The sequence below is a fragment of the Variovorax sp. GW821-FHT09D04 genome (assembly GCF_059416405.1).
The window spans coordinates 230,066-239,004 of the sequence record NZ_JBWKPA010000009.1 but is presented as its reverse complement, the minus strand read 5'-3'; the positions used below and the strand labels follow the sequence as shown (position 1 = coordinate 239,004).

The window sequence follows — 8,939 nt, the reverse complement described above, 5'->3', positions numbered from 1 at the left end:
AAGCGCTTGACGCCGAAGCTCACGGGGTGGTCGGCGTTGTTCAGGTGGCCGAAGCGGATCACGCGCTCCTGCTGCGCCCACGACGGGGCGGTGAGGCCGGCGCACAGGCCGGCCACGGCAAGCATACGAAGAAGTTTCACGAAGGGTCCTCAGGCAGGAAGGAAGAAAGGGGGAAGGAAAAAATGCCGGACGGAGGCGATCGTATTTTTGTTGGAAAGAATTTCCATAATGGAAATCCCTTCCCCGAGTTCTGCTACGCTGGCGGACCCTGAGTGGCGGGCCGCATCGCCCGCGTTGACGAGACGACATCTGGAGGACGAAATGAGCGGAATACTGGAACGCAGCTTCAAGGTGCTGGAACATCTGGCGGAGCATCCCGAGGGGTGCGCGCTGTCGGCGTTGGCCAGCGAATTGCAGATTCCATTGAGTGCATCGCACCGATTGCTCGCGGAGCTCATCCGCTGCGGCTACGTGCGGCAGGAGGCACGCGACGGCCACTACGTGCTGACCATCAAGCTGGTCTCGATCAGCCTGTCGTTCCTCAGCCGCTCGGGCATCGTCGACATCGCGCAGCCGCTGCTCGACCAGCTGGCTTCGACCTCGGGCGAGCTCGTGCGCCTGGCGGTGGTCGACGGCGAAGACCTGACCTTCGTTGCCAAGGCGCAGGGCGCCACGCACGGCCTTCGCTACGACCCCGACATGGGCCTGTCGGTGGCGCTCTCGTGCAGCGCCGCCGGGCACGCGTGGCTGTCCACCATGGGCGAGGACGACGCGATGGCGCTCGTCGCCAAGAAGGGGCTGGGCAAGCCCGAGGACTACGGCCCCAAGGCCCCCACGTCGCTCAAGGCCGTGATGGCTTTCGTGAAGGCGGCGCGCCAGCGCGGCTTCAGCATGATCAACGAGGTGTTCGCCCCCGCGATGACCGCCATGGCCGCGCCCGTGTTCGGCGCCGATGGCACGGCGATCGGGGTCGTCACCATCGCGGGCCCGTCGGTGCGGCTCACGCCGCAGCGCATGGAGGCGCTGGGACCGGCGCTGTGCCAGGCCGCCGAAGAGGTGGCGCGCGCCAGCGGGGCCTCGGCGTTGTTCAAGAAGAGGGCGTAGGCCCAGCCGTTTGCACCATCCCCAACAAAGAGAAGGAGACATCACCATGAAGACGAAGCATTCGAAGCGCACCCTGCTGCTGGCCGCCATGGCGGCGGCCCTCGCGTTCGCCGCCCCTGGTGCGTTCGCACAGCTCAAGGAGCGCACCATCAAGTTCGCGTTCCAGAACCAGGCCGGCCATCCGCAGGCGCAGGGCGCGCAGAAGTTCGCCGACCTCGTGGCCGCGAAGTCGGGCGGCAAGATCACCGTGAAGCTGTTCCCCGGCGGCACGCTGGGCGGCGACCTGCAGACGGTGTCGGCGCTGCAGGGCGGCACCGTGGAGATGACCGTGCTCAACGCCGGCATCCTGTCGGCGCAGGTGAAGGAGTTCGCGGCCTACGACTTCCCGTTCCTCTTCAACAGCGGCAAGGAAGCCGACGTCGTCACCGACGGCCCCTTCGGCCAGAAGCTGATGGCCAAGCTGGAGGACAAGGCGCTGCACGGCCTGGGCTACTGGGACCTGGGCTTTCGCAACCTGACGAACAGCAAGCGTCCGATCGTCAAGGCCGACGACATCGCGGGGTTGAAGATTCGCGTGATCCAGTCGCCGATCTACATCGACATGTTCAGCGCACTGGGCGCCAACGCCACGCCGCTGCCGTTCCCCGAGCTGTATCCCGCGCTCGACCAGAAGGCGGTCGACGGCCAGGAGAACCCGAACACGACCATCCTGTCGTCCAAATTCGCGGAAGTGCAGAAGTACATCACCCAGACCCGCCACATCTACAACCCGCAGGCGCTGCTGATCAGCCGCAAGACCTGGGACGGCATGAGCGCCGACGAAAAGAAGATCGTCAACGAGGCCGCCGCGGAGGCGACCACGTTCCAGCGCCAGGCCTCGCGCGGCGCCGCCGACAGCGCGCTCGATGCGCTCAAGAAGGCTGGCATGACGGTCTCCGAACTGCCGCCCGAAGAGATGGCGAAGCTGCGCGCCAAGGTGAAGCCGGTGATCGACAAGTACACGGCCTCGGTCGGCGAGGCCACCGTCAAGGAACTGATGGCGGAGATCGAGAAGGCGCGCAAGTAGCAGGCGAGCGCGCCCTTGATCCGGGGCGCCTTGCCTTCATCGTCCCCGGTTCCCGGTCAGAGCTCGCGGTAGTCCCGGATGCGCGCGCGTGCGAGCCGCTGCGCCGCTGCAACGGCCGCCGGATCGGCCGCGGCCGCATCGGGCAACCAGTGGAAGGCGTCCGGGCCGTGGCACAGCAGCAGGCCGTCCTTGAAGCGGCGGGCCTTGGTGTAGGCCTCCCAGCCGTGGCGCACCTCGCTGTGGCGGCCCCGCGCATGGGAGCCGCTCTCCGACAGCGAGAAGTCGATCTCGTCGTTGTAGAAGGGGCTCTGCCTGAAGCGATGGAGGGCCAGTCGGGCGATGGCCGGCGCGCTCAGCAGCAGCGCGATGCCGACCGCGAAAACGCCCGCCAGGACGGGCAACCCTTCGAAGACGCACACGGCCAGGGCCAGGGCGAACAGCAGCGCCAACGGCCACTTGAACCGGACCCACCAGACCTGCTGCAGGTTGCGCAGGAAGCCGGTGAGCACATGCGCCTGCGAGAACTGGAAGCGGTAGCTGATCTGCATCTTTGAATTCCGAGACGGGCCGTGCGGGAGGGCGCGCGGGGCGGGATTCTGACCGCTTTTTCCGGGCGCCGGTGCGCTCCGGCGATGTTCCAAGTTGGGGCCTCTCCACGCCACTCGCCCCAAACAACGCACCTTGTTAGGGCTTTGCGCCTCAATCTGGTTCTCTGATCCGGCAAAATGCAGGATTCGCATAAGGTTATGCACCGTTTTGGAAAACAGAGGATTGATTGGAATGAAGCACGCATCCGTCGGGGGGTTCCTCGCACACGTCGCACAACGCAACCCCGGACAGCCCGAGTACCTGCAGGCCGTGACCGAAGTGATGGAGAGCCTGTGGCCCTACATCGAGAAGCACCCCAAGTACACGAGCCACAGCCTGCTGGAGCGGCTGGTGGAGCCCGAGCGCGTGATCATGTTCCGCGTGTCCTGGGTGGACGACCACGGCGAGGTGCAGGTCAACCGCGGTTTCCGCATCCAGCACAGCCTGGCCATCGGCCCCTACAAGGGTGGCATGCGCTTCCACCCCTCGGTGAACCTGTCGATCCTCAAATTCCTGGCCTTCGAGCAGACCTTCAAGAACGCGCTGACCACGCTGCCCATGGGCGGCGGCAAGGGCGGCGCCGACTTTGATCCCAAGGGCAAGAGCCAGGGCGAGGTGATGCGCTTCTGCCAGGCCCTGGTGACCGAGCTGTTCCGCCACGTGGGCTCCGACACCGACGTGCCGGCCGGCGACGTGGGCGTGGGCGGCCGCGAGGTCGGCTTCATGGCCGGCATGGTCAAGAAGCTCACCAACCGCGCCGACTGCGTGTTCACCGGCAAGGGCCTGAGCTTCGGCGGCTCGCTCATCCGTCCTGAAGCCACAGGCTACGGCAACGTCTACTTCGCGCAGGAAATGCTCAAGCGCAAGGGCCGCAGCTTCGACGGCCTGCGCGTGAGCGTCTCGGGCGCGGGCAACGTGGCGCAGTACACCATCGAGAAGGCCATGGCGCTGGGCGCCAAGGTGGTCACGGTGTCCGACTCGAGCGGCACCGTGGTCGACGAGGAAGGCTTCACGCCCGAGAAGCTGGCCGTGCTGATGGACGTGAAGAACCACCTCTACGGCCGCGTGAGCGACTACGCCGAGCGCACCGGCACCCGCTTCGTGGCCGGCGCCACGCCGTGGCACGTGCCGGTCGACGTGGCACTGCCCAGCGCCACGCAGAACGAGCTCAACGAGGAAGACGCGCGCACGCTGGTGAAGAACGGCGTGGTGTGCGTGGCCGAAGGCGCCAACATGCCCTCGACCATCGAGGCCGTGAAGGTGCTCGAAGGCCACGGCGTGCTGTACGCGCCGGGCAAGGCCAGCAACGCGGGCGGCGTGGCCACGTCGGGCCTGGAGATGAGCCAGAACGCGGCTCGGCTGTCATGGACGCGCGACGAGGTCGATGCGCGCCTGCTGCAGATCATGCAGGGCATCCACGAGTCGTGCCTGCACTACGGTTCGCGCGCCGACGGCAGCGTGAGCTACGTGGATGGCGCGAACATCGCCGGCTTCGTGCGCGTGGCCGATGCGATGCTGGCGCAGGGCGTGGTCTGAGCGTTGCCTGAGCGTGCGGGCGCACCTCAGAGTTCGATGAACGAAGAGGTCGCCTTGTTCAGGGCCAGGCGGCCCTTCGCGGTGATCGATTCCACCTGGGCCAGCTGATGGATCGCGCGCTCGTCGGGCGCGTGCTCCGACGGCGGAATGAAGGCAGTCACGAGGTCGGCGGCACGCAGCACGCGCAGCCTGTCGATGTCTGCGGGCGTGTGGAGGACGTATGGCAATTTCTGCTCGGCGAGGGTCCGAAGAAATTCCATGGACATGGGTCGTCTCCTTGTGTTGAGGGGAGGGCGGTTCGGACATTGTGCGCACAAACAATTAGCGCTGTCTAAACCCTGCGCCGCGCATGCCTTTCGAGGCGTGTACCGAAGTTTCCAGTTCTTTCTGCGGGCGCGAGGGACGTGCCACTTTGTTTCTGGTCGTAGCCATGCTTTCGGCCAGCGTGGCGGGGTCCATGCATTCGCCATCGGCCCAGGTCTGGCGCAAGGTGGTGCGCAGGTCGGTCAGGTCGCGCCGCTGCGCGCGCAGGCCGGCCATGAGCTGGTCGATTTCGCGCACGCGGCCGTCGAGCCGTTCGAGCAGGTCGTCCCCCGAGAAGACCTCGCAGCCTGCGAAGGCGCTGCGCAGGCTGTCCAGCGAGAAGCCGAGGTTCTGCGCGATCTGGATCAGCTGCAGTCGCTTGAGCGCGGCCTCGGTGTAGACGCGGTACCCATTGGCGCCGCGCTCGGGCGCGGGCAGCAGGCCGCTTTGTTCGTAGAAGCGGATGGCCGAGGGCGCCATGCCGGTCTTGTCTGCCAGTTCACCGATTTTCATATCGCTTGACCTTCAAGTTGGCTTGAATCTTAGCATCGGGTTTTTCCACTTCACCACCCGGTCCTCATCGTGAACTCCTCGCCGCTTTTCCTGCCGCTGACCCTGCCCAACGGGAGCGTCCTGCCCAACCGCCTGGCCAAGGCCGCCATGGAGGAAAACATGGCCGACGCCGGGCAGTTGCCGGGCGCGGCGCTGCACGACCTGTACCGCGTCTGGGCGCAGGGCGGGGCGGGCCTGATCCTCACGGGCAACGTGATGATCGACGGCCGCGCGCTCACCGGCCCGGGCGGTGTCGTGCTCGAAGCCGATACGCCGCTCGAGCGCTTCACTGAATGGGCCGTGGCCGCGCGCAGCGGCGGCGCGCAGGTGTGGATGCAGATCAACCATCCGGGCCGGCAGGTGCAGAGCAACATGGGCGGCACGGCCTGGGCGCCGTCGTCGGTGGCGCTCGATCTGGGCAAGCACAGCAAGCTTTTCGTGCAGCCCCGGGCCATGAGCGAGGCGGAGATCGCCGAGACCGTCGACCGCTTCGCTGCCACGGCGCAGGCCGCCGAGCGCGCGGGCTTCACCGGCGTGCAGGTGCATGCGGCGCACGGCTACCTGCTCTCGCAGTTCTTGTCGCCGCTGACCAACCAGCGCACCGATGCCTGGGGCGGCAGCCTGGAGAACCGCGCGCGCTTCTTGCTCGACGTGGTGCGTGCCGTGCGGGCCCGCGTGGCGCCTGGCTTCGCCGTGGCCGTCAAGCTCAACTCCGCCGACTTCCAGCGCGGCGGTTTCTCGGAGAACGATGCGAAGCAGGTCATCCGCTGGCTCAACGACGAGGCCGTGGACCTGGTCGAACTGTCGGGCGGCAGCTACGAGAGCCCGGCGATGCAGGGCCGCACCGCCGACGGCCGCACGCTGGCGCGCGAGGCCTACTTCCTGGAGTTCGCCCGGGAGCTGGCCGCCGAGGCGCGCATGCCGGTCATGACCACGGGCGGCATCGTGCGCCGCGCCGTCGCCGAACGGGTGCTGGGAGAAGGCGTCGCCGTGGTGGGCATGGCCACCGCATTGGCCGTGGCGCCCGACCTGCCCGCACGCTGGCGCGCGGGCGAAGACGCGGCGGCGCAGAGCCCGCAGGTCGACTGGAAGGACCAGGTCATGGCCGCGCTGGCGCGCATGGCGCTGGTGAAGCGCCGCCTGCGCACGCTGCGTACGGGCCGCAACAGCGCGCCTGTGCATTCGCCCTTCCTGACCTTGGTGCTCGATCAGCTGCGCACGAAGCGGCTGACGAAGCGCTACCGGCGCTGGCTGGGGGCGCGCACGGCGTGAGCCGCCGCTATCGATTGGCCGGTTGAATGGGCCAGGCGGTGGTGTCGGGCCGCAGCAGGTGCCAGACCACGGGCGCGATGCCTTCGAAGGTGGCGCGGTAGCGGTCGGACAGCCGGTTCTCGTCGGTCACGTCGCGGATCACGATGCCGTCGATGCGCTGCGGATGCGCACGGAACACCTGCGCATAGATCTCGGGATCGGCCTCGCCCGAATCGCCCACGAGCAGGAAGCGGCGCTGCGGAAATTCGGCCAGCAGCCGCTCGATCACGCCGAGCTTGTGTGCGCGCGAATCCTCGGCGCTGGGGATCAGCGTGCGCCACGTCGTGCTCTCGCGCAGGTGCATGCTGCCGGCGGGGAAGTCGGCGTCGCGAATGAAGTCGGTGAGCGCGGGGTACAGCTGGATCGGGCTGCCCGAGAGGTAGTGAAAGCGCGTGCCGGGCGCCTGCGCCAGCGCGCGGTAGTGCGCCGCCATGCCCGGCGCGGCCTCGAAGCGGCGCGCGAAGGTGTTCAGCAGCATCTCGCGCCGGTCGCGCACCTGCGTGCGCTTGATGGTGTCGTCGATGTCCGAGATGACCGACACGCCCTGCGCCGGCACAATCTGCGCACGGCCGCGAAAGCGCGGCAGCAGCTCGCCCGGGCCGGTCACGCCATGGAAGGGCAGCCACTCCTGCGACGCCGGGATGTGCGAGGCCTCGACGACCGCGCGCAGGTTGCTGCGGCCGTCGGCGCCCGTGGGCGGCATCGTGAGGCGCGTGGCCGAGCCGTCGAAGACGACGTCGATCACCTTGTCTTCTTCCGACTCGGCATGGAACAGCGCGGTGCGCTGGCTGAAGCGCAGCCGCGCGGCCGGCGTGAGCTTCTTCAGGTTCATGCCGAGGTAGCGCGCGAGCGCGGCGTCCAGGCCCCAGCGGTGCTCGCGCTCGAACACCCAGGCATGCACGTCGACCTCGAGCCGGCCGTCGGCCGTGGGGCGCGCGGTGCCGGGCATGAACAGCGCCTCTTCGTCCGACTCCAGCGGCCCGGCGGCCTGCAGGGCCTGCAGCGGCGCGAGGCCGGCGAGCAGGGCGGCACCGGCCAGCACGGTGCGACGCGACAGTTGTGGCGAGGTACCGGGCGCGCGGTGCTTGATTGTCATGCCGCGATGCGTTCGTAGGTCACGAAGCTGAAGGGCAGGCCGTCCTTGGCCGAGACGTGCGACTCGCGCTGCGTCTCGCGCCACACGGCGGCGTCGAGCACGGGGGCGTGCGCGTCGCCTTCGTAGTCGCGAGCGATCTCGGTGACCACCGCGCGTTGGGCCAGCGGCTCGGCTTCGGCGTAGATCTGTGCGCCGCCGATCACCCAGACTTCGGGTGCGTCCGACGGCGTGCACAGCGACAGCGCATCGGGCAGGCTGCCGACCGCTTGCGCGCCTTCGGCCTGCCAATCGGCTTGCCTGGTGACCACGATGTTCCGGCGGCCCGGCAGCGGGCGAAAGCGCGGCGGCAGCGAATCCCAGGTCTTGCGGCCCATCACCACGGGCGCGCCCGCGGTCTGCTGCTTGAAGTGCGCCATGTCCTCGGGCAGGTGCCAGGGAATGGTGTTGTTCACGCCGATCACGCCGTTGGCGGCGCGCGCGAAGATCAGGTTGATGCGGGGCGTGGTGGCACTCATGGCACTCACACCGCCACCGGCGCCTTGATCGGATCGCCGTGCTTGTAGTCCAGCACTTCGAAGTCTTCGTACTGGTAGTCGAAGATCGAATCGGGCTTGCGCTTGATGTGCAGCGTGGGGTAGGGGAAGGGCGTGCGGCTGAGCTGCAGCTTCACCTGCTCGGCGTGGTTGCTGTAGATGTGGCAGTCGCCGCCGGTCCAGATGAAGTCGCCCACGTCGAGGTCGCACTGCTGCGCGACCATGTGCGTGAGCAGCGCGTAGCTGGCGATGTTGAAGGGCACGCCCAGGAAGATGTCGGCGCTGCGCTGGTAGAGCTGGCAGCTGAGCTTGCCGCGCTCGCCCTCGGCTTGCGGCGGTGCCACGTAGAACTGGAAGAAGGCGTGGCAGGGCATGAGCGCCATCTTCGAGAGCTCGGCCACGTTCCAGGCGCTCACGATGATGCGGCGCGAGTCGGGGTTGGTCTTCAGCGTCTTGATGACGTCGGAAATCTGGTCGATGTGGCCGCCGTCGGGCGTGGGCCAGCTGCGCCACTGCACGCCGTACACGGGGCCCAGGTCGCCGTCTTCGCGCGCCCATTCGTCCCAGATGGTGACGCCGCGTTCCTTGAGCCAGTTGTTGTTGCTGGAGCCGGTCAGGAACCACAGCAGTTCCTGGATGATGGACTTGAGGTGCACCTTCTTCGTGGTCACCAGCGGAAAGCCCTCGTTCAGGTCGAAGCGCATCTGGTGGCCGAACACGCTCTTGGTGCCCGTGCCCGTGCGGTCGCTCTTGAACACGCCGTGCGTGTCGACGTGGCGCATGAAATCTTCGTACTGGGAGCGGACGGGGCGGGCAGGGAGGGTCATGTTGGGAATTTTACGGGGCGGCG

10 protein-coding genes are annotated in these 8,939 nt (G+C 67.8%); 4 read left to right on the top strand and 6 right to left on the bottom strand.

Annotated features, from left to right (window positions below; all coding sequences use genetic code 11):
- The first annotated feature begins 321 nt into the window (after positions 1-321).
- Positions 322-1,104, top strand: a complete 783-nt coding sequence (locus AC07O4_RS25095) for an IclR family transcriptional regulator (protein WP_062476577.1) — start codon at positions 322-324, stop codon at positions 1,102-1,104.
- 46 nt (positions 1,105-1,150) lie between these two features.
- Positions 1,151-2,170 carry a TRAP transporter substrate-binding protein gene (locus AC07O4_RS25090; RefSeq protein WP_062476580.1) on the top strand — a complete coding sequence of 340 codons (1,020 nt, stop codon included), beginning with the start codon at positions 1,151-1,153 and terminating at the stop codon, positions 2,168-2,170.
- 56 nt (positions 2,171-2,226) lie between these two features.
- On the opposite strand, the gene AC07O4_RS25085 is transcribed toward AC07O4_RS25090, so the two are convergent.
- Positions 2,227-2,718 (bottom strand): hypothetical protein, encoded by a 492-nt coding sequence (locus AC07O4_RS25085; protein WP_495305956.1) that lies wholly within the window; start codon positions 2,716-2,718, stop codon positions 2,227-2,229.
- A gap of 232 nt (positions 2,719-2,950) precedes the next feature.
- On the opposite strand from AC07O4_RS25085, the gene gdhA reads away from it, so the two are divergent.
- A complete protein-coding gene (gdhA, locus tag AC07O4_RS25080; RefSeq protein WP_070059733.1) occupies positions 2,951-4,294 on the top strand; it encodes an NADP-specific glutamate dehydrogenase in 1,344 nt (447 codons plus the stop codon).
- Positions 4,295-4,320: 26 nt separating this feature from the next.
- Here the strand turns inward: gdhA and AC07O4_RS25075 are convergent, their stop codons facing one another.
- Together AC07O4_RS25075 and AC07O4_RS25070 are read right to left on the bottom strand one after the other, a co-directional pair.
- Positions 4,321-4,560: a hypothetical protein gene (locus AC07O4_RS25075; RefSeq protein ID WP_095951069.1), complete on the bottom strand. Its 240-nt coding sequence runs from the start codon at positions 4,558-4,560 to the stop codon at positions 4,321-4,323.
- A gap of 55 nt (positions 4,561-4,615) precedes the next feature.
- Entirely contained in the window at positions 4,616-5,110 is a 495-nt protein-coding gene (locus AC07O4_RS25070; RefSeq protein ID WP_492681270.1) for a MerR family transcriptional regulator, read from the bottom strand.
- 69 nt (positions 5,111-5,179) lie between these two features.
- Between AC07O4_RS25070 and AC07O4_RS25065 the strand changes: the two genes are divergently transcribed.
- Positions 5,180-6,421, top strand: a complete 1,242-nt coding sequence (locus tag AC07O4_RS25065) for an NADH:flavin oxidoreductase/NADH oxidase family protein (RefSeq protein WP_495305955.1) — start codon at positions 5,180-5,182, stop codon at positions 6,419-6,421.
- A 7-nt stretch (positions 6,422-6,428) separates the two neighbouring features.
- On the opposite strand, the gene AC07O4_RS25060 is transcribed toward AC07O4_RS25065, so the two are convergent.
- Genes AC07O4_RS25060 through AC07O4_RS25050 form a run of 3 tightly spaced genes read right to left on the bottom strand, consistent with a single transcriptional unit; the run spans position 6,429 to position 8,916 of the window.
- Entirely contained in the window at positions 6,429-7,556 is a 1,128-nt protein-coding gene (locus AC07O4_RS25060) for a phosphatidate phosphatase App1 family protein (RefSeq protein ID WP_139705761.1), read from the bottom strand.
- Positions 7,553-8,071, bottom strand: a complete 519-nt coding sequence (locus AC07O4_RS25055) for a dihydrofolate reductase (protein WP_062476600.1) — start codon at positions 8,069-8,071, stop codon at positions 7,553-7,555. The genes AC07O4_RS25060 and AC07O4_RS25055 overlap by 4 nt, the downstream gene beginning before the upstream one ends.
- Positions 8,072-8,076: 5 nt before the next feature.
- Positions 8,077-8,916, bottom strand: a complete 840-nt coding sequence (locus tag AC07O4_RS25050) for a thymidylate synthase (protein WP_489057551.1) — start codon at positions 8,914-8,916, stop codon at positions 8,077-8,079.
- Positions 8,917-8,939: the final 23 nt, after the last annotated feature.